Source organism: Streptococcus sp. KHUD_013, from assembly GCF_052588545.1.
Map to the genome: position 1 here is coordinate 1,450,194 of NZ_CP186264.1, position 24,364 is coordinate 1,474,557.

Genomic DNA, 24,364 nt, shown 5'->3' on the forward strand with positions numbered 1-24,364 from the left:
GTATACCTTAAATTCTATTTAAAGCAAACTTTGACCGAATTTCATAAATTTTTTATCGTTTTTCGATACTTTTTTATTGACTTATTTTTTATAAAGAGTATACTATAAGTAAATAATAAATAAACTTTAAGGAGGCTTGCGATGAAAAACTCAAAAACCTTAAAAAATGTTATTGAAGTCTTAACGGCTTTCATTTACTTCTGTGGCTTTATGACTGTGGCAGCACTGGTCATCCACCTGCTTTCACGGATGGGTGTGTTTAAGGATCTCGTTCAATCTGGGCGCTTGTCCTTTGAGGTGAATGGCATCCAGCTTTTCCCAAAACATCTGCAACCCCTATGGCAGTTGCTCTTCCCACTAGCCTCAAGTGCTATTTATATTCTTCTTCTCATCACCATTCGTAGCTTCCTCCAAAATCTCTACCAAGAAAAGATCTTTTCTCACTCCAACATTGATCTTTGCAACCGAGCTTGGAAGATCTTATTGGTCTTGTCCTTTATGTCTGGTACACTTGAAACCAGTGGCGACGTTTATCTCCTTCCCTTTACCTTCCAATTGACCTTTAATACGGGACTCCTCCTCGCTGTCCCAATTGTCTGGGTCCTTGGCAAGATTTTAGAGAGAGGAATTGCGATCGCTGAAGAAAATGAGCTGACCATTTAAGGAGGGGACCATGATTATCGTCAATCTAGATGTCATGCTGGCCAAGCGAAAGATGAAATCCAATGAGCTAGCTGACAAAATCGGCATCACTACCGCCAACCTCTCCATCCTTAAGACAGGCAAGGCCAAAGCTATCCGCTTCACCACCCTTGAAGCTATCTGCAAAGAACTGGACTGCCAGCCCGGAGATATCCTGGAATACCGGCCAGATGAATAGGAAATATCTTAAGAAAAGTAATTGGAGACTTTCCTTAGGTGAGGACGGACGGTAGCGAATCCCTCTGGGATTCCATACCTAAAATTTGAGCCTACTGTCTCAAAACTTCCGAGAGTCTGAAACGAAACTGTTTCAGACTCTTTTCTCACTGCGGAAGTCTCCGTTAACATTCATGACTAATAGGGCCCATCTAACATCCTTGTAATACTCAATGATGAAAACTATAGCGATACAACAAAAGCTCTCCCATTCAGGAGAGCTTATTCTTTATCAATCGTTTAGCCAATGATGCTTCCATTTGGCACAGATGGATCAACGGTTAAGACTGTTAATTGATCCCCATGTTCTGCAGAAAGAATCATGCCTTGGCTGACATATTTCTTCATCATCTTACGTGGTTTGAGGTTGGCCACGATTTGGAGTTTCTTGCCGACCAATTCTTGTTCATTTGGATAGAATTTTGCGATACCAGAGAGGATTTGACGGTCTTCGCCATCTCCTGCATCTAGGCGGAAGCGAAGCAATTTGTCAGATCCTTCGACGCGTTCAACTTCTTTGACCTCTGCCACACGGATTTCGACCTTGTCAAAGTCTTCAAATTTAATCTCATCTTTTTCAGACTTAAGTTGCACTTCTTCTGGAATCCATTCTTTTTCTTGTGGTTTACCAGCAGTCATTTGAGATTGGATGTAGGCAATTTCTTCATCCATATCCAGACGTGGGAAGATTGGAGTTCCTTTGGCAACCACTGTGACATTTTCAGGGAAGCCTGCTAGGGTCAAGTTTTCAAGATCGAAGTCCAAGCCCAAGCCAAGTTGTTCCATGATAGCATTTGAGGTGTTCATCATGAATGGTTGGATCAAGTGAGCCACGACACGGAGACTTGCTGCCAAGTGAGCCATGACCGCTGCCAATTGTTCCTTGTCACCATCTTCTTTAGCAAGTACCCATGGAGCTGTCTCATCGATGTACTTGTTGGTACGAGAGATGATGTTCCATACTGCTTCCAAAGCGCGTGGGTAATCAACTGCATTCATTTGTTTATGGTACTCTGCAATACTTTCTTCGACCACCTTGGCCAAATCTGCATCAAATGCAGTGGCATTTTCGACATAAGCAGGGACTTGACCACCAAAGTATTTATTGATCATGGCCACCGTCCGGTTGAGGAGGTTTCCAAGGTCATTGGCCAATTCATAGTTGATACGAGCCACGTAGTCTTCTGGTGTGAAAGTACCATCTGAACCAACTGGCAGACTGCGCATGAGGTAGTAGCGAAGCGGATCCAAGCCAAAGCGTTCTACCAACATTTCTGGGTAGATGACATTTCCTTTAGACTTAGACATCTTGCCGTCTTTCATGACAAACCAACCATGGGCAATCAAGCGATCTGGCAATTTGATATCGAGCATCATGAGAAGGATTGGCCAGTAGATAGAGTGGAAACGAAGAATATCTTTTCCAACCATGTGGAAGACCGTTCCGTTCCAGAATTTGTCAAAGTTGCCATGCTCATCTTGGCCATAACCAAGTGCCGTCACGTAGTTGAGAAGGGCGTCAATCCATACATAAACTACGTGTTTTGGATCGGATGGGACTGGGACTCCCCAGGTAAAGGTGGTCCGAGATACCGCCAAGTCTTCCAAACCGGGTTCGATGAAGTTTTTCAACATTTCATTGAGACGGCCATCCGGCGTGATGAAATCCGGTTGGGATTTGAAAAACTCAACCAAGCGGTCTTGGTATTTGCTGAGGCGAAGGAAATAAGATTCTTCAGAAACCCATTCTACTTCGTGACCTGATGGCGCTATCCCACCGATGACTTTACCATTCTCATCTCGATAAACCTCAGCCAATTGGCTTTCTGTAAAGAACTCTTCATCAGAGACTGAATACCAACCAGAGTATTCACCCAGGTAGATGTCATCTTGAGCCAGTAAGCGTTCGAAGACTTGGGCCACCACTTTTTCATGGTAATCGTCTGTCGTACGGATGAATTTATCGTATGAGATATCGAGTAACTGCCAGAGTTCTTTCACTCCAACCGCCATCCCATCTACATAAGCTTGCGGCGTAATGCCAGCTTCCTCTGCTTTTTGCTGGATCTTTTGCCCATGCTCATCGAGACCAGTCAGGTAGAACACATCGTAGTTCATCATACGTTTGTAACGCGCCAAGACGTCACAGGCGATGGTTGTATAAGCTGAACCAATATGCAATTTACCAGATGGGTAATAGATAGGGGTTGTGATGTAGAATGATTTTGTCATGTTTCTTTTCCTTTCAGGGCTAATGGAACCCAATTTAGTAACACTCTATTATAACACTTTTAAGGATCGCTGAAAACCCAAAACCAGCTAGAATCTAAGGAAGACAAGCAAAAAAGCTGACCGAAGTCAGCTTTTTGTATGGATAACAAATCCCGCTAGAATTGCCTCGCTTTGGCATTTCTAGGCTCGGGATAAAAATATCCACTGGACCTACCTCGCTTTGGCATTTCTAGGCTCGGGATAAAAATATCCACTGGATATTTTTATTTACCAAGATAGTATTCAGAAACTACGTTCAATTTTTCGTCAAATTCAAATACCAATGGTGGGAAGTTAGGGATTTCCACATCCATGATTTCGTCGTCTGACAAACCTTTGATGTGTTTTACAAGGGCACGGATTGAGTTACCGTGTGCTCCTACGAATACATTCTTACCATCTTTAAGAGCTGGAGCGATTTTATCTTCCCAGAATGGAAGGGCACGTTCCAAAGTAACTTTCAAATTTTCAGCATCTGGAATTACTGAATCGTCAAGTGAAGCGTAACGACGGTCAGTGTGTGCTGAGTGCTCATCATCGCGAGCCATTGCAGGAGGCAATACATCGTATGAACGACGCCAAATGTGAACTTGCTCATCACCAAATTGTTCAGCAGCTTCAGCTTTGTTTTTACCAGTCAATCCACCATAGTGACGTTCGTTCAAGCGCCATGATTTTTCAACCGGAACCCAAAGTTGGTCAGATGCTTCAAGAGCCAAGTTAGTTGTTTTGATCGCACGTTTCAATACTGAAGTGTAAGCTTGGTCAAATTCGATACCAGCTTCTTTGATCAATTTACCAGCGTCGATCGCTTGTTGTGTACCTTTTTCAGACAAATCAACATCAGCCCAACCAGTGAAAAGGTTAGCTTTGTTCCATTCAGACTCACCGTGGCGAGCAAAAACCAATTTTACCATTAGATGGATCTCCTTTATATTCTCCGAGGTTTCCCCCGTTTATCTATTTTATTCTACTAGATTTTCAGTAAAAAATCTAGTGGTGACCATAGAAAAGTGCAATTTCTCACAAAAAAAGTCTGAACGGAGATTTAGTGAAATTATATCAATTCTTTTTCATGGACATTTACATTTTTCACTCATCAGCTTCTAAATCTTTCCTCTCTATCTTTTTCCGCAAACCATACCAAACAAAAAAACCTCTAACAAGAGGTTTGCTTATAATTGCTTCTTCTGACACTCTGGACAGATTCCATAAACGGTGGTTTGGCACTTGGTAATGATGTAGCCACTTTTTTCTCTCGCTTCTGCTCTCACGTCTGGAACTTCGATGTCAACATCGTCAATCTTCCCACAAGACTCGCAAATCAGATTCAAATGATCGTGTCCCATAAAATCAAAGTAGGTCGTGGTATCATTGCGTACTTTTATCTCAGAGACAAAGCCTTCATCAATGAGGACCTTGAGATTGTTATAAACGGTTGCCAGGCTCATATTGGGAAAGGCTGGTTTTAAATCTTGGTAGATGGCATCCGCACTTGGATGTTCCTGGCTTTTGACAAGATAGGAAAGGACCGCTCGACGCGTCTCTGTAATCCGTACAGATTTTTCACGCAAGTGTTGCAATACATCTTCTACTTTTTGTTGTTGAACGGAATCAAGTGTTAAACAAGCTAGCATGGTCTTCCCCCTTTCTGTCTCTTCTTTAAAACTATTATATCACGAATGCCAAATTTTGCCTAATTAGAATGTTTGTAAATAAGAAAAGAGGCTGGGACAAAAGTCCTAGCCTCTCAATTATCTTTAGATTGTCGAGCAAGACGCAGTGGTTGAGCGGGCTCTACTACGCTGATTTCATCAGCTTTTACAGCCCTACTCAACTGTGCGGAGGTGGGACGACGAAATCGAATTCTAACGAATGACCGATTTCTGTCCCACTCTCTTTTGTATTCTATTCTTAACTTCCCCAATTAAGGATCCATCTCATGGTTCCTAGTAAAAATTTAACAAAGAGGAACATAAAGAAGAGTTCCACAATAAACCAGAGACCTTTCAATAGATAAATAATTGGTTTAATCATGAGTAGAACAAAGATTCCAAAAATCCATCTCATGGCCCACCCTCCATTTCTCACTTTTTTCTATTATACTCCTATTTATAGGCCCTGTCTAGAAAGGACTCCAATACAAAAAGTTCCCTCTAGCAAGCTAGAAGGAACTTTCGTAATCACAATTATTTAACTGCGTCTTTAAGAGCTTTACCAGCTTTGAATGCTGGAACTTTAGAAGCAGCGATTTTGATTTCTTTACCAGTTTGTGGGTTGCGACCTTTACGAGCTGCACGTTCACGAACTTCGAAGTTACCGAAACCGATCAATTGAACTTTTTCACCTTTTGAAAGGTATTCTGAAACAGCTGCAAATACAGCGTCAACTGCTGCTGCTGAGTCTTTTTTAGTCAATTCTGTAGCTTCTGCCACTTTTGCGATCAAATCTTGTTTGTTAGCCATTTAACAAATCCTCCAATTTTTTTTAGGTTTTACCCTTAACATCTCTATCATATCTAAAAAATGCTTTTAGGTCAAGTACTAAACCTGTTTTTATAAACTTTTATGTAGGAATAAATTCCTTTATTGACGGGCTTCTATGCAAATCGGACAAGAACTGCCCAAGCATCTTCACCAGTGTGGGTTTGAATGATCGAACCTGTTTCCAAAACAGAGATTGGAGTTGCAACCAAAGGCTGTAATTGCGCCTTCATTTCGTTAGCAAAGTCAGGTCCACCGGCATAGGAAATTCCTATCTCAGCGATTTCTTTACCGGATAAGTCTTGCATCAACTCGTCCAACCATTTTTTAAAGGTTTTCTGTCCGCGTCCTTTGACAATCGGTTGCAGTTCATCGTTCTTCATTTCCATGACGACCCGAATATTCAAAAGGGAACTCAATAAACCAGTTACACGTCCAATCCGGCCTCCTTTAACCAGGTTTTCCAGAGTAGAAACCCCAATATAGAGTCTAGAATTTTGCTTGACCTCTTCAATGCGAGCTACAATTTCCTCTACGCTAGCACCTTCTTGAGCCAGTTTTGCTGCTTCGACCACTTGGAATTTCATGGCTTGGTCCGTAAAGCTACTATCGATAACTGTTACATCTGCATTGGCTAAGGTAGCTCCTTGACGTGCAGCTTCCACTGTACCTGATAAGGCATGAGACATATGGATTGCAATAATTTGCGCCCCTTCTTCAGCCAAGTCTTCGAAGATTTCTGCAAACACACCTACTGGAGGTTGGCTAGTCTTTGGAAGGTTTTTACTGGATTTCATCAACTGAAGGAACTCACCTTCGGTTAATTCCGCATCTGAGTAGAGAACACCGTCCACCATAACAGAGAGGGGAACGATGGTAATTCCGTATTTTTCAACAACTTCAGGCTCAATCGTTACGGATGAGTCTGTAACAATTTTTACTTGTGACATAACATTCCTACAATCTTTTCTTAGATATATCCATTCTATTATATCAAATTTTCTAGGCTTTTGTGGGACAAAGTCCTTTTTGCTTAATCATCGATGGCTGCAAATCCATCATTAACCAAAGCAACATCGGACCTCATTCCATTTTCATCAAAGAGAATACCATGGAGGACACCACCATAAACAGCCCCACCATCCATGCCAATCTTCCCATCTTCGGTCACCCAGAGTTCTTTGGTTCCAATCTTTTGATCCAAGAGATAGTGGACAGGGGTATGGCCAAAAACAATGGTCTTTCCTGTCTGATTGGTTGCTTCATGGAAGGGCTGGCGAATCCAGACTTTTTGGTAATCCGTCGTTTCATGCCAGTCCGTTAGAGTCAAGTCAATCCCAGCATGCACGAAAATATAGTGTTCTGTTTCATAAACAAAAGGAAGCGAACGGATGAAAGCGACGAGGTCCCCACAAGTCTCTTGCACGCGACGAGCATCCTCTACTCCATCGACTGGAGTCGTTAGGGGACGGCCAAGCAGAGAGTTGATCGTGGTATCACCACCATTTCGTCGGTAATGGTCATAGCGTTCGATCGGGTTATCGATCCAGGCTAAAAACATGTATTCGTGGTTACCAGAGAGGCAGATTGCCCCTTGATGGTCGACAAAATCTTTGACCAGTTCGATAACTCTACGACTATCTTCCCCACGGTCTATCAAATCTCCGAGAAAAACCAGCCGAGACTGACCATCCCAATGGGTCATCAGTTCCTCCAACATGCCTGCTTTTCCATGAATATCTCCCACTACGAAATAGCTTCCCATATCGGTTCCTTTCTTCTTAGCTTGGCCGTTTTAGCAATTGCTCCGCCTGCAGGCGGGCTGCTTCTGTCACATCTTCACCAGCAAGCATCTTGGCTACTTCTTCTACCCGTTCTTCATGACTGAGCAAGCGAACGGTCGAAACCGTTGAAAATTCGTCACTCACCTTTTCGATAAAGAATTGGTAATCGGCTACTGCAATTACCTGAGGCAAATGAGAGATGGCTAGCACCTGACCAAAACGTCCAATTTTATAGATCTTAGAAGCAATGGCTTGAGCGACCCGACCAGATACCCCTGTATCCACCTCGTCAAAGACGATACTGGTCTTGCCTTCTTTTCGAGAAAAGGCGGACTTGATGGCCAACATAAGACGGGACAATTCACCACCTGAGGCTACTTTTACCAAAGGCTTAAAGTCCTCTCCAGGGTTGGTCGAAATATAAAATTCAACCGTTTCGTTTCCTTCCCGATTAAACTTAGATGGAGTAAAACGCACTTGGAAACGGGCTTTTTCCATGTAGAGATCCGCCAATTCCTGCTGAATTTCTGCTTCCAGCTCTTGAGCTAAGGCATGGCGCCCTTGACTCAGTTCCTTGGCCAGGGCAACCAGCTGGCCTTCCATAGACTTGAGTTCTTTCTCTAAGTCTTCAGAAGAGGTTCCACCTCCTGTTAACAGGCTATATTCCTTACTGATTTGCTCCAAATAATCAAGGACATCTTTTACCTGACCGCCGTACTTACGCGTAATTGAGTGGATCAGGTCTAATCGAGCTTCTACCTGCATCAAACGGTTGCCGTCAAAGTCCAAGCCATCTACCAGATCCTCCAAGCGTTTGGTCAGATCTTCCAGAGTATAGTAGGTCTCAGCCATTTGATCAGACAAGGTCTTGTAGTCCGGATCATACTCTTCGATACTTTGCAGATCATTCATGGCCGATCGAACATTGCTAAGACTGGAGAAGTCTTCTGCATCCAGCATAGCGTAGGCATTGCTTAGGGTATCTGCTATCATCTTATGATTTAGCAGGCGTTGCCGTTCTTGCTCTAACTGGACATCTTCATCCAGGGACAAGGCCACTGCCTCGATTTCCGAAATTTGGTATTCCAGCATCTCGATTCGAGCTTGGTTTTCCTGGTTATTTTTTTGGATCTGCAAGACCTGCTTGCGCAAGGACTTATAATTCTCAAAGGTCTCTCTGTAGGCCTTCTTGGTCGCAAAAAAAGCATCCTCCCCAAAGCTATCCAGCATAGCGATATGCAATGGAGCCCGCATCAGTTCTTCCTGATCGTGCTGACCATGAATATCTACCAAATGCTGACCAACGGCCTTGAGGACAGAGAGGTTGACCATCTGCCCATTGATCCGACTGACACTCCGGCCATTCTGGAAAATTTCTCTGCGAATAATCAACTCCTCTGCCCATTCTAAGCCCTGCTCCTCAAATAACTGCTGAAGAGCACGGTTTTCGTCAATCGCAAAGAGGCCTTCAATCTCAGCCTTAGGAGCCCCGTGGCGGATCACATCTGTCGTTGCCCGGCTGCCTAGCATCATATTCATGGCATCGATAATGATGGATTTTCCTGCACCAGTTTCACCGGTTAAAACCGTCATCCCCGTTTCAAAATTCAGAGCGATTTCTTCAATGATGGCAAAGTTCTTAATTGAAATTTCTAATAGCATCTCTCTCCTACCATTCCATCAATCGTTGTTCGATAAACTGAGCCTTTTCTTCCGAGCGGGCCACAATAAAAATACTATTGTCGTCTGAAATCATACTAAAGATGATGTCATCGAAATCTTCCTGTAGATGGCGCTTGACTAAATAGGCTGTCCCTGGGACAAGCTTGAGGGTCAGAAAACTCCCCATGCGTTCAAAAGATTGAAGATTATTTTCTGCTAATTTTCCACTATGTTGGACACGTGGCAATTCATAGACATAGGCTGAACCTTTTAATGGCGTTTTAATAATGCCCAACTCTTTAATATCACGGGAAACAGTCGCTTGTGTCGCAGAAATTCCCGCTTCCCTCAGATGTTCGACAATTGCATCCTGAGTGCCGACTTTATTTTCTCGGATAAAGCGTCGTATTTTTTCTAATCGGTTTTGTTTACTATTCATGTTTAAAATCAGTGTGGGCTTTGTCGACGACAGCTACAAACTCTTGCTGATCGAGACGATTTTGCCCGGTATTTTTTTCTAAATAAAGTAAAAATTCAATATTGCCATGGCCCCCTTGAATCGGAGAATAATCCACTCCCAAGACGGAGAAGCCATGTTCTATCGCAAAGCCTTGAACCTGTTCCAAGACGGACAGATGGACCTTGGCATCCTTGATAATCCCATTTTTTCCAATCTGCTCCCGACCAGCTTCAAACTGGGGTTTGACTAGAGCGACCACCTGGCCTCCTTCTTGCAAAATCCCATGAAGAGCAGGCAAGATAAGGTTGAGGGAAATAAAACTAACATCAATACTAGCAAAACTTGGTCTTTGCTCAAAATCTTCAGACGTCGCATAGCGAAAGTTGAACTGCTCCATCGAGATGACACGAGGATCCTGACGGAGTTTCCAAGCCAACTGATTGGTCCCTACATCCACTGCATAGACCAAGGCAGCTCCATTTTGGAGCATGACATCCGTAAAGCCCCCTGTTGAGGCACCAATATCTAGCGTGATCTTGTCCTGCAAGTCAATCTCAAAAAGGGCCAAGGCCTTTTCTAACTTGAGACCACCTCGACTGACATATTTGAGTTTTTCACCCTTGAGTTTTAATTCAGTCGCTTCATCAATTTTTTCACCTGGTTTATCGAAGCGCTCGCCATTATGGACCGCAACGACCAAACCAGCCATCACACCGCGTTTGGCCTGCTCCCGGGTTTCAAATAGTCCCTGCTTGTAGGCCAGTACGTCAACTCTTTCCTTGACCATGAATTCTCAGTCTTTCTATTATGTTCTTGATTCCAGTCCCTTCGAAGGAAACTTGATTAGAAATGCGATCGAGCAAGTCCTCACAGGCATCCAACTCTCGATCCAAATAAGCCTGAGCTCCATCTAGACCAAGTAGCGCAGGATAGGTCGACTTTTCTGCCTGCAGGTCCTTCTGAGGGGTTTTCCCTAAAGAGGCAAAATCGGCTATCACATCCAAAATATCATCCCGAATCTGAAAGGCCAAGCCTAAATGGAGGCCAATTTCCTCTAAGAGAGTCGCAACAGCTGGCTCAAGCTCTAAGAGGATCCCCGCAGCTTGGAAAGGATATGCTAGCAGTCGTCCCGTCTTATTGGCATGGATGACTTGCAACTGGTCCAAGTTCAGGCTCGCTCCTTCCCCTTCCATATCCAAGACTTGGCCTGCCACCATCCCAGCTGTCCCTGAAGCATCCGATAATAAGGCAATCAGTTGCACCCGAATAGAAGCTGGAAGGTCCGCTTCTGCCACACAGCCAAAGGCATCTAAGAAGAGAGAGTCTCCTGCTAAGATGGCTAGGTCTTCCCCAAATTTTTTGTGGTTGGTCAATTGACCACGACGGTAATCATCATTATCCATCGCTGGTAGATCATCATGGATCAAGCTTCCCGTATGGATCATTTCAAGAGCGGCTGCCACCTGAAAATGAGCCTCAAGGATTGGAGCATGAAAAGCCTCCAGCAACTCCAATAAGAGCAAAGGCCGAATCCGTTTGCCCCCTGCATGGACTGAATAAAGGATGGATTCTACCAAACGGGGAGCGATTTGTTTGGCCTCGTAGAAGCCTTCAATCGCTTTTTCGACCCCTTGCAGTTTTTCTTCTAAGATCATACCAGTTCCGTTTCTGAGCCATCTGCTTGCATAACCTTGACCAAGGTCTTTTCAGCCTGATCCAGCGTTTCTTGCAAGTCTTTTGATAGCTTCATTCCTTTCTGAAACTCTGAAATGGCCTCTTCGAGAGGCACTTGCCCACTTTCCAATTTTTGGACAATAGCTTCCAAATCAGCTAAATTTTCTTCAAATTTCTTTTCTTTCGACATGCTTTACCTCTACTTCTACTTGCCCATCCCGCATGACTAGCGTCAAGGCATCCTTTTCTTTGATTGTATCCACACTATCCAAAACCTGATCTCCAGCCTGTACCAAGGCGTAGCCTCTAGCCACAATGCGACTGGTATCCAACATCAAGAGAGCTTCTGATAGGCGCTTGGCATCTGCTGCTTTTGTTTGGTAGAGCTCCTTGATTTTCAAGATCATCAATCGCTCCATTTGGAGAATCTGGTCTCGATAGCGCTCCAGCTGATGCTGGGGCGCTTGAGAAGCCAGCCGATGGCGGAGTTCTTGTAACTGACGGCTATTTCTGGTAATTGACTCTGACACGGCCTGTTTCAGTCGCAATTGAATCTGATCTAATTTTTGCAGATAAGAGTCATACAGCCGCTCTGGTTGACGGAAGATGACCGATTGGCTCAGTTTTTGCAGGCGCTCCCGATTATATACTAGGCGGTTGCGCATAGCGGTTGCCATCCGCCCCTCCTGCTTCTGCAAATGATTAAGCAGGTCCAACTTGGTCACAGGCGTTGCCAGCTCAGCCGCAGCTGTAGGAGTGGCTGCCCGGCGATCTGCTACAAAGTCTGCCAGAGTGGTGTCTGTCTCATGGCCCACACTGGAAATGATGGGAATTCTGGACTCAAAAATAGCCCGCACAACCGGCTCTTCATTAAAAGCCCACAGGTCCTCGATAGACCCACCACCACGACCGATAATCAAGACATCTAAGTCCGTCCGAGCATTGGCCTTTTGGATATTGGCGACAATTTCTTGGGCAGCTCCTTCTCCTTGTACCTTGGTTGGAAAAAGGAGAATCTCCACACCAGGAAAACGCCGAGTGACAGTGGTGATGATATCCCGAATAACTGCCCCACTCTGACTGGTAATAACCCCGATTTTATTGGAAAACTGGGGAATGGCCTGTTTGAACTTCTCTTGAAAGAGCCCTTCTTCCTGGAGTTTCTTTTTCAACTGCTCAAACTGAATAGCTAAAGCACCGACGCCATCTGGCTCCGCCTTTTCGATGACAATGGAATAACTTCCACTTGGCTCATAGAGTTGGATCCGACCGATGACATTGATCTTCATGCCTTCTTCTAGCTCAAAGCCAAAACTCTTATAGATCCCCGCCCAAACAGTCGCCTGAATCACGGCTTTTTCATCCTTTAGAGAGAAATACTGATGGTTGGGACGCTTCCGGAAATTCGAGACCTGACCCGTCAAATAGACCCGCTCCAAATAGGGGTCCTTATCAAATTTTAACTTGAGGTATTTGGTCAGACTGGATACCGATAAATACTCTGACATGGTTCCCCTTTCATACGGAAAATTCTAGTATAAATTATACCAAAAATAAGCGGAAAAAGCTGATTCTACCTACGGAAAAAGCCCCAGATTTCATGATCTGAAGCTCCTATTCTATCGACTTTTCCTATTGGCTATTTTTTTTCATCCATTTGGGAATTTCTTTACTAATCGCTGTCGGCAAAACCACGTAGACTTCCTTGCTCAAGTCTTCAGCAATAGCCGAATGAAGGTGAGTAGCCACCACCACGCGCTCATAGAGTCCAACCTGTGGAAATTGGCCTGCAAATCCTGCAATCATGCCTGCCAAGGTATCGCCCATACCTCCAGTTGCCTGGTAAGGTCCCCCAACTGTTAGTTGGTAATAGTCTGGTTGTCCTTGTTGCCAAATCTTGGTCTGAGGTCCCTTTTGAACTAAGATAGATCCTTCTGGAAGTTTTCCCACAGCCATTTGTGTCCTATCTTCTCCTTGTTCCCCAATTGCTAGACCTGACATCGCCTCCCATTCTTTCTGATGAGGAGTGAAAACCAACTGAGCTTGAGGAAGAGGCAACGCTAAGCGAGTATAGATACTAATTGCTCCGCCATCTAGAATCAACACTTGGTGAGACTGAACCCTGTCAAAAACTAACTGTACAAGGTGTGTCCCTAGATCATTGTCCTTGAGGCCTGGCCCCAATAAAATAACGCCTGCTTTTGCGATTTGATCAGCCAATAATTCTTGGTCAGTCACAGCAAATGCCATGGCTTCGGGTAGCTGACTATGGAGTGCAGGGATGTTCTCCTGATCTGTCGCAACCGTGACAAGCCCCGCTCCACTCTCCACAGCTGCCAAAGCAGACATCATAATCGCTCCCCCGTAAGGGTAGGTTCCTCCAATCAAGAGAAGACGACCATAGTCACCCTTGTAGGAGTCTGACTGACGACTAACAATAACTTGTTGCAGCAATGTTTGGTCAACTCTTAACATAAGCTTTCCTTCTTTCTTCCTCTATTTTATCACGTTTAGACTAAAAAAAGGCAGGAAAGTAAGTTCCAACCTTCAAAATTTTTTCTAATCTGTCTATCGCTCCAAACACTGTCCCGACTTCATCCAAGCTGGTTTATTTTTTCAAAGCCCGAACAGCCGCTTCATAGGTCTGAGTCATCAGCATAGTAATGGTCATAGGACCCACTCCACCAGGAACAGGCGTAATATGGCTAGCAAGTGGTGCCACGGTATCGTAGTCGACATCTCCGCATAGTTTGCCATTTTCATCGCGGTTCATCCCCACATCAATGACGACTGCTCCCTCTTTGACAAAGTCAGCTGTAACAAATTTGGCACGGCCGATAGCCACCACTAGGATATCCGCTTTTCTTGCAATTTTTGCTAAATGATGGGTCCGTGAATGGGTCAAGGTCACCGTCGCATTCTTAGCTAATAGAAGCTGGGCCATGGGTTTTCCAACGATATTGGAGCGACCAATAACGACTGCACTTTTCCCCTCAACATCGATATCGTATTCCCGGAACATTTCCATGATCCCCGCAGGAGTTGAGGGAACCATGACCGGATTACCCGCCCAAAGATGGCCCATATTAAGGGGGTGGAAGCCGTCGACATCCTTATTGGGATCAATGGCTAGTAAGACAGCCTCATCGTCGATATGTGCTGGTAGAGGCAACTGGACCAAAATTCCATGCCAGAGCGGTTCCTGATTGTAGCGGTCAATAAGTGCCAAGAGTTCCTCTTGTGTAGTAGCCTCTGGTAAGCGGACCACCTCGCTACGAAAACCCGCAGCAAGAGCCGAGCGTTCTTTATTTCGTACGTAGACCTGACTAGCTGGGTTTTCTCCCACTAAAATCACCACTAAACCAGGTACCTCCCCTGTTTCCTCTTTTAAACGTGCTGTATTTTCAGCTAATTCTCCCTGTAATTTTACTGCCAAGGCCTTCCCATCAATCACATGTGTCATCTCAATCTCTTTTCTATTCAATATCTTCTCTATTATATCAGATTTGTGGACCTGCTCCTAACACTTCTTGATTAGATAAGATTATAGGAAGAAACTATAACAGTTTTCTTCCAACAAAAAAGAGACTAGATGCTCTAGACTCTTGATTGATACTTCTTAGTACAACAATTCGTAGATTTCCATTGCAATTAAGTCAATGCTATCGAATGTATAGGTCTCACGCGCTTCTACATCACGAAGAGTAAATACTGATCCATTTTCTTCATCATGGTTGTAGGCTACTTCAGCGACTACAACTCCTTCACGTTCAAAATTACGTTTTAAGTTTCCACCGTCTTTTGTCATTGCTTCCAAACGGCTGATAATTCGTACCAAATGTGATTCCATTTTGATTCTCCTATTTACTTTCTACTCTCCTATTCTATCATAAAAGAAGGAGGAAATTCCAATAAAAATCAACTTTTCCGCTTTTTTCCTCTTTATTCCATGCCTAAAACCGGACTTCATACTAAATTCTTGCAAACTTTTAGAATACTGATATAATGAAACTATAAAAGTTTGACTATTTCTGACCAATAGTTTCTACACTTTTTACCCTAGAGAAAGAGGTAAGAGAATGCTTTGTCAAAACTGTAAAATAAACGATTCAACCATTCATCTTTATACGAATGTGAATGGTCACCAACAACAAGTAGACCTTTGCCAGAACTGCTATCAAATTATGAAAACCGATCCTAACAATAGTCTCCTGGCAGGATTAAACCAACAAAATCGCGGAGGGCGGGATCCTTTTGAAGATTTCTTCAATCAACTGGGCAACTTCCAAGCTCCCCAAGAACCTCAAACGCCACCGACCCAATCAGGAGGAGGATATGGAGGTGGAAATGGCTACGGACAAAATGGGAACGGTCGAGCTACTGGACCAAATAGACCTCAAGCCAAACAACAACCAAAAGGACTCCTAGAAGAGTTTGGAATTAATGTTACTGAAATCGCTCGCCGTGGGGACATTGATCCAGTCATTGGCCGTGACGGCGAAATTCTCCGAGTTATTGAAATTTTAAACCGCCGAACCAAAAACAACCCTGTTCTGATTGGAGAACCTGGTGTCGGAAAAACAGCTGTCGTAGAGGGCCTGGCCCAGAAGATTGTCGATGGCGATGTCCCTTATAAATTACAAGACAAGGAAGTTATTCGGTTAGACGTTGTTAGCCTGGTTCAAGGGACTGGGATTCGTGGACAATTTGAAGAACGGATGCAACAACTAATGGAAGAAATCCGTCGCCGTGAAGATGTCATTTTGTTTATCGATGAAATCCATGAAATTGTAGGAGCAGGATCTGCAGGTGATGGCAACATGGATGCAGGAAATATCCTCAAACCGGCTCTCGCTCGTGGTGAATTGCAATTAGTTGGTGCCACAACACTCAATGAGTATCGTATTATCGAAAAAGATGCTGCTCTTGAACGCCGGATGCAACCAGTCAAGGTGGATGAACCAACGGTTGAAGAAACCATTACCATCCTTAAAGGCATTCAAAAGAAATACGAAGACTACCACCACGTCCACTACACAGATGGTGCTATTGAGGCTGCAGCTCTCCTCTCCAATCGCTATATCCAAGACCGCTTCTTGCCCGACAAAGCCATTGACCTCTTGGACGAAGCAGGCTCTAAGATGAATTTGACCCTCAATTTTGTCGATCCCAAAGTCATTGACCAGCGCTTAATTGAAGCCGAAAATCTCAAGGCCCAAGCGACGCGGGATGAAGATTTTGAAAAAGCAGCCTACTTCCGTGACCAAATCGCTAAGTACAAAGAAATGCAAGGGCAACAGGTCACCGACCAAGATACGCCCGTCATTAGCGAAAAGACTATCGAACACATTGTTGAGCAAAAGACCAATATTCCAGTTGGAGATTTGAAAGAAAAAGAACAGTCTCAATTGATTAATTTGGCTGCTGATTTAAAAGCTCATGTCATCGGCCAAGATGAGGCTGTTGAAAAAATTGCTAAGGCTATCCGTCGTAATCGGGTAGGACTTGGAACGCCAAACCGTCCAATCGGTAGCTTCCTCTTTGTTGGACCAACTGGTGTCGGGAAGACCGAGTTGTCCAAGCAATTGGCCATCGAACTCTTCGGTTCTGCTGATAGTATGATTCGCTTTGACATGAGTGAATACATGGAGAAACATGCCGTTGCCAAATTGGTCGGTGCTCCTCCAGGTTATGTCGGCTATGAAGAAGCTGGCCAGCTGACTGAAAAAGTACGTCGCAACCCTTACTCTCTTATTCTTCTAGATGAGGTAGAAAAGGCCCATCCTGATGTCATGCATATGTTCCTTCAAGTCTTAGATGATGGTCGCTTGACAGATGGTCAAGGCCGTACCGTTAGCTTTAAAGATACGATTATCATCATGACCTCTAATGCTGGAACTGGCAAAGCGGAGGCCAATGTTGGCTTTGGAGCAGCTCGTGAAGGTCGCACCAACTCTGTACTTGGAGAACTCGGGAACTTCTTTAGCCCTGAATTCATGAACCGTTTTGATGGCATCATTGAATTCCAACCTCTCTCAAAAGAAAACCTGCTTCAAATCGTTACTCTCATGCTGGATGAAGTCAATCAACGTCTCGCACAAAATGAGATTCATCTGGATGTGACAGAGAAGGTGAAAGAAAAATTGGTCGATCTGGGATACGATCCAAAAATGGGGGCCCGCCCACTCCGTCGTACCATTCAAGACTATATTGAAGATGCGATTACCGATTACTACCTTGAAAATCCAAATGAAAAACAACTCAAGGCAGTCATGACCAGCAATGGAAATATTAGCATTAAAGGAAAGACCAAACCTGCAAACGAGGCAGAAAAAGTAACTGAATAATTGCATTTAAAAGAGGCTAGGACAAAAGTCCTAGCCTCTCAATTGTCTTTGGATTGTCGAGCAAGACGCAGTGGTTGAGTGGGCTCTACTACGCTGATTTCGTCAGCTTTTATAGCCCTACTCAACTGTGCGGAGGTGGGACGACGAAATCGAATTCTAACGAATGACCGATTTCTGTCCCTCTCTCTTATTTTTATCTCCTACTGCTTTTTATGTCTATCTATGTTATAATGATAAAAAAATAAGAAGCGAGTTTTAATATGACTGTTGCAACTTTTGGGACAAAAGAAGAAAATGTTGACTATGTCAATCGTTATGGAGTCTATGCGGTAATTCCAAATCCAACCAAGGATAAAATCATCCTAGTCCAAGCACCAAATGGAGCTTGGTTCCTACCAGGTGGTGAAATCGAGGAAGGAGAAGATCATTTCTTGGCACTCGAGCGCGAACTGATCGAAGAATTGGGCTTCACTGCGACCATCGGCGAGTATTATGGCCAAGCAGACGAGTACTTCTATTCTAGTCACCGCGACACCCACTACTATAATCCTGCCTATATCTATGAAGTAACTGACTTTGTAGAAGCTCAAAAACCGCTAGAGGATTTCAATAACATTGCTTGGTTCCCAATCGACGAAGCCATTGACAGATTAAAAAGAGGAAGTCATAAGTGGGGCATCAAAATGTGGAAATCTGCCCAAAAATTGTAAGCGACTTCTTTCACAAAATAAAAAAAAGTGTTATAATAAATGGAGAAAGAGCTTAGGAGGATCTCACATGAAGCTTATGAATACAACAAATAGTCATGCTACTCTGGTCAAAAGTCAATTAGAAAGTACCGATGCTACCCTTGTTGAGGTCTATTCAGCTGGTAACACCGACGTTATCTTTACCAAAGCTCCTACACATTACGAATTGCTGATTAGTAACAAACACCGTGCCATTCGTGAAACAGAAGTTGAAAAAATTCGTGAGTTCTTTTTAAAACGCAAGATTGATCTTCAAATTATTGACCAATCTGCTATAAAGACCCTCTACTCTGATAAACTGATCGAAATTTCTTTCCCAATTGCTAAGTAAGGTTCTTCTACCTTACTTTTTTCTTTGCTATCTTTTTTTTAAAAAACATCCGTTCACCTCGATAATGAGATGAACGGATGTTTTATTTCTGATAGATCATTTTTACGTGAGGGGTAGAAGCCAAGATAAAAGGCTCGCTCACCCTTTGAAAACCTAGCTTTTCATACAAGCCAACCACCTGTTCTTGGGCCTCAATTTCAATGGCCCGCCCAGGAAAGCTCTGTTCACACAGATCCAAAATCTGCTCCACCATAGCCCTTCCCAGTCCTTGGCCACGACTGTCTTTGGCTACAGCAACTCGGCCAAAATGAATCGTAGTCCCCGTCTCAAAGATCCGTGCATAGGCATCTACATTTCCCTTTTCGTCTTGATGAAAAAGGTGAAGAGCTCTAAGATCAATAGCATCAAGATCATTGTAGATTCTTGTCTGTTCCACGACAAAGGTTTCCAAACGCAATTGAACGATCTCGTAAAACTCTTTTAGTTCTAGTTCTTTAAATTCTTTCCGGTACCACATCAGTTCCTCTTTATTGAAAAGTCGAGGCTGGGACAAAAGTCCTAGTCTCTTTTTTGTCTTTGGATTGTCGAGCAAGACGCAGTGGTTGAGTGGGCTCTACTACGCTGATTACATCAGCTTTTATAGCCCTACTCAACTGTGCGGAGGTGGGACGACGAAATCGAATTCTAACGAATGACCGATTTCTGTCCCACTCTCGATTTTTTCACTTCTTATTATTTGGCTTCAAATCCTTCTGCTACTGCGTCTGCAAAGTTTTCTTCTACGATGCTTGCACAGTGGTCACAGATGGTTGCGTTGTAGCCACGTTCTGCTGTACTTGGATCGATACGACGGCAACGATCACAAACCTCACCAGCTGCACGTTCAACAGTGAAGGCAACATCTTCGAAGACCACCGCACCTTCTGGAGCTGGACCTTCTGCGATGGTCAATTCTGAGACAATCAAGAGTTGAGCAACATTGCTATCCACTGCCCCAAGAAGAGTCTTCACTACTTCGTTTGGATACACCGTCAAGTGAGCTTCAAGAGATTTACCGATCACTTTTTCATTCCGTGCTTCTTCTAAAGCTTTTTGAGCTTGGCCACGGAAATCCATGAAGGCTGACCAGGCATCCAAGATTTCTTCTTGGTTAGCAAATGTTTGAGCTTCTGGTAATTCTGACAATTGAACGAAGTCTTCTGTTTCAAACTCGAGATATGACCAGATTTCTTCAGCAGTATGTGGAAGAATAGGTGTCAAGAGTTTTGTAATTTTCACAAGGATGTCATAGAAGACTGTTTGCATCTGACGGCGTTCGAGAGATTTTGCACCTTCGATATAGACAACATCTTTGGCAAAGTCAAGATAGAAAGCAGACAAATCAACGTTGATAAAGTTCACTAGTGCTTTATAGATTGTCAAGAATTCGAAGTTTGCATAAGCGTCACGAATAGTCTTAACAAGTTGGTTAAAGCGGATAGTCATGTACTTATCAACAGAACGAAGTTCTTCGTAAGCTACTGCATCCTCAGCTGGGTTAAAATCAGAAGTGTTAGCAATCAAGAAACGAAGGGTGTTACGGATCTTACGGTAAGTTTCAGAAACTTGACTCAAGATATCCATAGAGATACGTACGTCGTTGCTTGAATCAACACTTGTTACCAAGAGACGCAAGATTTCCGCACCGAATTGTTTTTCAACATCGCTTGGGGCAATGGTATTTCCAAGAGATTTAGACATCTTCTCACCTTTACCATCTAATGTGAAACCTTGCGACAAGATTTGCTTGTAAGGTGCTACGCCGTGGTTAGCCACAGATGTGATCAGTGATGAGTTGAACCAACCACGGTATTGGTCAGAACCTTCAAGGTAAAGGTCAGCTGGATATTTGAGTTCTGGACGGTTAACCACGACACCATTCCATGATGAACCTGAGTCAAACCAAACGTCCATGATGTCTGTTTCTTTCTTGAACTCTCCATTTGGTGAACCTGGATGGGTAAACCCTTCTGGCAAGAGGTCTTTGGCATCACGTTCCCACCAGATGATGGAACCATGCTCTTCAAAGAGTTGAGCCACATGCTCGATGGTTTCAGCTGTCATGATTGGTGTGCCATCTTCAGCGTAGAAGATTGGAAGTGGGACACCCCAAGCACGTTGACGAGAGATAACCCAGTCACCACGGTCACGAATCATATTGTAAAGACGGACTTTACCCCACTCTGAATGGAATTTCACTTTTTCAATTTCATCCAAGATTTCTTGACGGAATTTTGAAACTGAGGCAAACCATTGTGGAACTGCACGCCAGATGATTGGCTTCTTCGTACGCCAGTCAAATGGGTAGGAGTGAGAGATTTCTTCTTGAGCAAGAAGCAAATCACCAAGTTTTTCAATAACCGTTGGCACAACCTTGTCATAGAATTGACCTTCAAACTCAGGACCAGCATTGGCCATCATGATCCCGCGTTCGTTAACAGTCACGGCAACTTCTAGACCATTAGCAACACCGACATTGTAGTCATCCTCACCAAAACCAGGGGCTGTATGGACGATACCAGTACCTGAGTCTGTTGTAACGTGATCACCAAGGATAACGAGTTCATCTACTGCTGTATCCCATGGGTGTTCTGTCACGATGTTGTTGAGGTCTTGTCCACGGTAAGTTGCCAAAACTTGAACATCAGCCCAGCCAAACTTCTCAGACAAACTGTTCAACAATTCTGCAGCTACCACAAACTTACGAGTTTCGCCAGCTGGTTGCACCAAGACGTAATCAATATCCGCACCTACTGTCAATCCACGAGAAGCTGTAATGGTGAATGGTGTTGTTGTCCAAACAACGATGTAAGTGTCTGTATCAAGGACACCTTTTCCATCTTTAACCTTGTTGGCATAGTAAAGGGATGTTGAAACCAAGTCATGGTATTCAATTTCCGCTTCAGCAAGTGCTGACTCAGATGACCATGACCAGTAAACAGGCTTCGCCCCACGGTAGATATAGCCTTTGTTAGCCATTTCACCAAAGACACGGATTTGCGCTGCTTCATAGTCAGGAGTCAAGGTGACATATGGATTTTCCCAGTCACCTGAAACACCCAAACGCTTGAAGTCTTCGCGTTGTTTATCTACTTGAGAGAGGGCGTATTCACGGCAAAGCTTCAAGTACTCAACCAAGTCCATCTCTTTGCGTTTGACACCTTGTTTGGCCAAAACTTGCTCGATTGGCAAACCATGTGTATCCCAACCTGGGATGTATGGTGCGTAGAATCCTGACATAGATTTCGAACGAACAATGATATCTTTTGAAATCTTGTTCATGGCATGTCCTACGTGGATATTCCCGTTAGCATACGGAGGGCCATCATGCAAGGTGAAATGAGGTTTCCCTTGGTTCAATTCTTGACGGCGTTGATAAAGCTTTGCCTCATCCCATTCTTTTTGCCATACTGGTTCTTTTGTGGGAAGACCTGCCCGCATCGGGAACTCTGTCTTACCTAAATTTAGTGTCTCTTTGAGTTTCATGGAGTCTCCTATAAAAAATTATGATACAAAATAAAAGACCACGACCTCGCCAAAAAGGACGACAAGTCGTGGTACCACCTTCATTCAAGAAAGAGACTAGTCTCTTTCTCCTCTTTTGTCGCTAACGCTGACCAGCGTTAGTGGTTACTCAGTTCACCACTAAGATTTGTAAAAGGATCTACCTTAACAAAGGGAGTACAGGTCTTCCACCATCACCTGCTCGCTAAAACTATTTGATAAGGTCACTGTTTTTACAGATTATAAAATTGAAACAGTTTCCCGTTGTTCTTCCCCTTCTGGAGCGTCGATATCATCAACTTCAGGAGTTTCTACAACAATTTCCTCAATAGAATCTTGAACTACTTGATTTTTTTCTGCTTCTTCCAAAGCTTCTTGAACCTTTTCATTCAATCCTTCAAAAGCTTGAGTCGCAGACAATTCACGGTTTACAGCTTCAATATGTTTTTGCAATTCTTCAATTTCAGCACGTGAGAATTGACGAGTTAAATCAATTGCTTCATCATCGTAGTTATGATGAACCGTTTCTTCCAAAGCTTTTTCGACTACTTCACGGAAAGCCTCATCACTTGTTTGAATATACATAGCAGTTGGGCGAAGAATTTCATCCCATTCTGGTGTATCAATGATGCTCAATTGACTTTCAATAGTTGATTTCAAACGTTGGTGGAAGACACGTGTCTTATTCTTCAATTCTTCCGTTTCTACTGCAACTTTCTTGGCATTGTCTGTAGCATGACGGAGAATCTCATTCGCTTTCGCTTTTGCTTCTTCGACTAAGTGGTGAGCATCTTGCTCAGCTTGACGAATAATCGTTTCTGAACGCTCATTTGCCGCGTGCTTCACACGTTCCGCAGTATCTTGAGCGATCAATACTGATTGACTCAAAGAGTCTTTCATTTCATCAAAGTAATTCAAGCGTTCTTCCAACGCACTAATTTTTGTTTCCAATTCATGTTTTTCACGAACTAATTTTTCATAGTCTCGGTAGACCATGTCTTGAAACTCTTCAACTTCTTTAGCATCGTAGCCTCTAAATTTTACATAAAAGCGTTTATCTTTGATTTCTAAAGCTGTAAGTGCCATAGTTACTCCTTATTTTCTACTGGAAAATACTTCAACTGTTATTTTGTATTTCCCGCTTTTTGATTGGCCGTTTTCTGATAGAAATTTAAAGCGGCCATATTTTCGAACACTAATTAAATCTGCTACTTGAATCATCCGACTAGGATTATCAATTGGCGCATAGTTTACCTTTACTTGGCCAGACTGAATCAATTGAACAGCAACAGACCGAGCAAGCTTAAAAGTCGAGGCTACTAGCTTATCAAGTCGTACACTAGTAACCAATAGGTCTTTGATCTTGGATGGTTCTTCTACAAAAATCCTGTCTCGACAGTCGATCTCACGAATCTTCACAGAGGCTTTTGCAATTTTTCTAAGATTCTCTTTGAAGTAGGAAGAGAAACGTGCATCCACATAAATATGAATTTTCCCCTGCCCAACCACGATATCTCCAAAAGACTTTCTTTCCAAGCCTAGCTGATGGAGAAGCGAGCCCAAAACTTGAGAATGACTTAATCGATAGAATTTTTCCGGATAGAGAACTTCTAATAAGGAAATCTCAAAATCAGATGCATCCAACACATAGTAGCTAGGAGCAAGAATCACCCGTGCATATTCTGTGGGATAAATTTCTGAACTTGAGAATACCTGCAAACCGTGGTGGGCACCAATTTGTCGTAAAATATCAACCTGATGTGGATTTAAAAAAGAAGTCAGTTCAAAACTATACTGTTGCTCTACCCGAGCCACTAATTCTAGGACTCGATCGATAAATACGTGATCTTCTTGACTATAGTGTTGATAAAATCCCTTGGTCATATAAATTGTACCAAAAATTGAAGGACAAATCGTTCCACTACGGACAGAGCGAGCAAGGCAAACATGACCGTAAAGTCTAACCCACCAAATTGCAAAGGAATCTTTCTAAATAGGCTCAAAAATGGTTCGACGATCCGTTGAACCATTTTAGCTAAAGCCGATTCTGATGCATTTGGAAACCAACTAAGCAAAGCATAGATGATTAATACTAGCTCAAAAACCTGAAAGAAATTTCTAACTAATTGTAGGACAAACATA

The 24,364-nt window shown here is 43.4% G+C and carries 26 protein-coding genes and 1 other annotated feature; of the genes, 5 read left to right on the forward strand and 21 right to left on the reverse strand.

What is annotated here, in order from left to right:
* The first annotated feature begins 141 nt into the window (after window positions 1-141).
* Window positions 142-663 carry a DUF2975 domain-containing protein gene (locus ACOXXR_RS06880; RefSeq protein WP_023022517.1) on the forward strand — a complete coding sequence of 174 codons (522 nt, stop codon included), beginning with the start codon at window positions 142-144 and terminating at the stop codon, window positions 661-663.
* A gap of 10 nt (window positions 664-673) precedes the next feature.
* On the forward strand, window positions 674-880 hold the full coding sequence (locus ACOXXR_RS06885; protein ID WP_003006064.1) for a helix-turn-helix domain-containing protein: 207 nt from the start codon (window positions 674-676) through the stop codon (window positions 878-880).
* Between the two features lie 278 nt (window positions 881-1,158).
* Here ACOXXR_RS06885 and metG read toward each other — a convergent pair whose 3' ends face one another.
* From metG to ACOXXR_RS06965, 16 genes are all read right to left on the reverse strand, one after another.
* A complete protein-coding gene (metG, locus tag ACOXXR_RS06890) occupies window positions 1,159-3,150 on the reverse strand; it encodes a methionine--tRNA ligase (RefSeq protein ID WP_445278331.1) in 1,992 nt (663 codons plus the stop codon).
* Window positions 3,151-3,413: 263 nt separating this feature from the next.
* Entirely contained in the window at window positions 3,414-4,106 is a 693-nt protein-coding gene (locus ACOXXR_RS06895) for a phosphoglycerate mutase (RefSeq protein ID WP_445278332.1), read from the reverse strand.
* A gap of 258 nt (window positions 4,107-4,364) precedes the next feature.
* The gene (locus ACOXXR_RS06900) at window positions 4,365-4,826 is read right to left on the reverse strand and encodes a Fur family transcriptional regulator (RefSeq protein WP_023022509.1); all 462 of its coding nucleotides are present in this window, start codon (window positions 4,824-4,826) and stop codon (window positions 4,365-4,367) included.
* Window positions 4,827-5,103: 277 nt separating this feature from the next.
* Window positions 5,104-5,259, reverse strand: a complete 156-nt coding sequence (locus tag ACOXXR_RS06905; RefSeq protein ID WP_023022508.1) for a hypothetical protein — start codon at window positions 5,257-5,259, stop codon at window positions 5,104-5,106.
* 119 nt (window positions 5,260-5,378) lie between these two features.
* The gene (locus ACOXXR_RS06910; RefSeq protein WP_006596762.1) at window positions 5,379-5,654 is read right to left on the reverse strand and encodes an HU family DNA-binding protein; all 276 of its coding nucleotides are present in this window, start codon (window positions 5,652-5,654) and stop codon (window positions 5,379-5,381) included.
* A gap of 134 nt (window positions 5,655-5,788) precedes the next feature.
* Window positions 5,789-6,622, reverse strand: coding sequence for a DegV family protein (locus ACOXXR_RS06915; protein ID WP_425931834.1), 834 nt, complete (start codon window positions 6,620-6,622; stop codon window positions 5,789-5,791).
* 83 nt (window positions 6,623-6,705) lie between these two features.
* Window positions 6,706-7,437, reverse strand: coding sequence for a metallophosphoesterase (locus tag ACOXXR_RS06920; RefSeq protein WP_270307799.1), 732 nt, complete (start codon window positions 7,435-7,437; stop codon window positions 6,706-6,708).
* Window positions 7,438-7,453: 16 nt separating this feature from the next.
* The gene (gene recN / locus ACOXXR_RS06925; RefSeq protein WP_425931832.1) at window positions 7,454-9,118 is read right to left on the reverse strand and encodes a DNA repair protein RecN; all 1,665 of its coding nucleotides are present in this window, start codon (window positions 9,116-9,118) and stop codon (window positions 7,454-7,456) included.
* A gap of 7 nt (window positions 9,119-9,125) precedes the next feature.
* Window positions 9,126-9,557, reverse strand: coding sequence for an arginine repressor (locus ACOXXR_RS06930; protein WP_023022501.1), 432 nt, complete (start codon window positions 9,555-9,557; stop codon window positions 9,126-9,128).
* A complete protein-coding gene (locus tag ACOXXR_RS06935) occupies window positions 9,550-10,365 on the reverse strand; it encodes a TlyA family RNA methyltransferase (protein WP_023022499.1) in 816 nt (271 codons plus the stop codon). The genes ACOXXR_RS06930 and ACOXXR_RS06935 overlap by 8 nt, the downstream gene beginning before the upstream one ends.
* Window positions 10,346-11,233 carry a polyprenyl synthetase family protein gene (locus ACOXXR_RS06940; protein ID WP_270288849.1) on the reverse strand — a complete coding sequence of 296 codons (888 nt, stop codon included), beginning with the start codon at window positions 11,231-11,233 and terminating at the stop codon, window positions 10,346-10,348. Before ACOXXR_RS06940 ends, ACOXXR_RS06935 begins: the two co-directional genes overlap by 20 nt.
* Window positions 11,230-11,442, reverse strand: coding sequence for an exodeoxyribonuclease VII small subunit (locus ACOXXR_RS06945; protein WP_006596769.1), 213 nt, complete (start codon window positions 11,440-11,442; stop codon window positions 11,230-11,232). The genes ACOXXR_RS06940 and ACOXXR_RS06945 overlap by 4 nt, the downstream gene beginning before the upstream one ends.
* Window positions 11,420-12,760 (reverse strand): exodeoxyribonuclease VII large subunit, encoded by a 1,341-nt coding sequence (gene xseA, locus ACOXXR_RS06950; RefSeq protein WP_414278997.1) that lies wholly within the window; start codon window positions 12,758-12,760, stop codon window positions 11,420-11,422. The genes ACOXXR_RS06945 and xseA overlap by 23 nt, the downstream gene beginning before the upstream one ends.
* 124 nt (window positions 12,761-12,884) lie before the next feature.
* On the reverse strand, window positions 12,885-13,727 hold the full coding sequence (locus ACOXXR_RS06955; protein WP_414278998.1) for an NAD(P)H-hydrate dehydratase: 843 nt from the start codon (window positions 13,725-13,727) through the stop codon (window positions 12,885-12,887).
* A gap of 133 nt (window positions 13,728-13,860) precedes the next feature.
* A complete protein-coding gene (locus ACOXXR_RS06960) occupies window positions 13,861-14,715 on the reverse strand; it encodes a bifunctional methylenetetrahydrofolate dehydrogenase/methenyltetrahydrofolate cyclohydrolase (RefSeq protein WP_414278999.1) in 855 nt (284 codons plus the stop codon).
* Window positions 14,716-14,871: 156 nt separating this feature from the next.
* Window positions 14,872-15,102 carry a DUF1797 family protein gene (locus ACOXXR_RS06965; RefSeq protein ID WP_048687767.1) on the reverse strand — a complete coding sequence of 77 codons (231 nt, stop codon included), beginning with the start codon at window positions 15,100-15,102 and terminating at the stop codon, window positions 14,872-14,874.
* A 229-nt stretch (window positions 15,103-15,331) separates the two neighbouring features.
* On the opposite strand from ACOXXR_RS06965, the gene ACOXXR_RS06970 reads away from it, so the two are divergent.
* The 3 genes from ACOXXR_RS06970 (at window position 15,332) to ACOXXR_RS06980 (ending at window position 18,679) form a co-directional block, all read left to right on the forward strand.
* The gene (locus ACOXXR_RS06970; RefSeq protein WP_120701159.1) at window positions 15,332-17,599 is read left to right on the forward strand and encodes an ATP-dependent Clp protease ATP-binding subunit; all 2,268 of its coding nucleotides are present in this window, start codon (window positions 15,332-15,334) and stop codon (window positions 17,597-17,599) included.
* 260 nt (window positions 17,600-17,859) lie between these two features.
* Window positions 17,860-18,309 carry an NUDIX hydrolase gene (locus tag ACOXXR_RS06975; RefSeq protein WP_023022485.1) on the forward strand — a complete coding sequence of 150 codons (450 nt, stop codon included), beginning with the start codon at window positions 17,860-17,862 and terminating at the stop codon, window positions 18,307-18,309.
* A gap of 67 nt (window positions 18,310-18,376) precedes the next feature.
* A complete protein-coding gene (locus ACOXXR_RS06980) occupies window positions 18,377-18,679 on the forward strand; it encodes a DUF1827 family protein (RefSeq protein WP_006596776.1) in 303 nt (100 codons plus the stop codon).
* Between the two features lie 82 nt (window positions 18,680-18,761).
* Here ACOXXR_RS06980 and ACOXXR_RS06985 read toward each other — a convergent pair whose 3' ends face one another.
* The 5 genes from ACOXXR_RS06985 to ACOXXR_RS07005 form a co-directional block, all read right to left on the reverse strand.
* Window positions 18,762-19,196, reverse strand: a complete 435-nt coding sequence (locus ACOXXR_RS06985; RefSeq protein WP_023022484.1) for a GNAT family N-acetyltransferase — start codon at window positions 19,194-19,196, stop codon at window positions 18,762-18,764.
* Window positions 19,197-19,411: 215 nt separating this feature from the next.
* On the reverse strand, window positions 19,412-22,204 hold the full coding sequence (gene ileS, locus ACOXXR_RS06990; RefSeq protein ID WP_445278333.1) for an isoleucine--tRNA ligase: 2,793 nt from the start codon (window positions 22,202-22,204) through the stop codon (window positions 19,412-19,414).
* 51 nt (window positions 22,205-22,255) lie between these two features.
* Window positions 22,256-22,472, reverse strand: a binding site (T-box leader).
* A complete protein-coding gene (locus ACOXXR_RS06995; RefSeq protein ID WP_023026453.1) occupies window positions 22,463-23,308 on the reverse strand; it encodes a DivIVA domain-containing protein in 846 nt (281 codons plus the stop codon). (Overlaps the previous feature by 10 nt.)
* A 9-nt stretch (window positions 23,309-23,317) precedes the next feature.
* Complete coding sequence (locus tag ACOXXR_RS07000; protein ID WP_023026452.1) at window positions 23,318-24,106, reverse strand: YlmH family RNA-binding protein; 789 nt, start codon at window positions 24,104-24,106, stop codon at window positions 23,318-23,320.
* Entirely contained in the window at window positions 24,103-24,363 is a 261-nt protein-coding gene (locus tag ACOXXR_RS07005; RefSeq protein ID WP_006596781.1) for a YggT family protein, read from the reverse strand. The genes ACOXXR_RS07000 and ACOXXR_RS07005 overlap by 4 nt, the downstream gene beginning before the upstream one ends.
* Window position 24,364 lies beyond the last annotated feature (1 nt).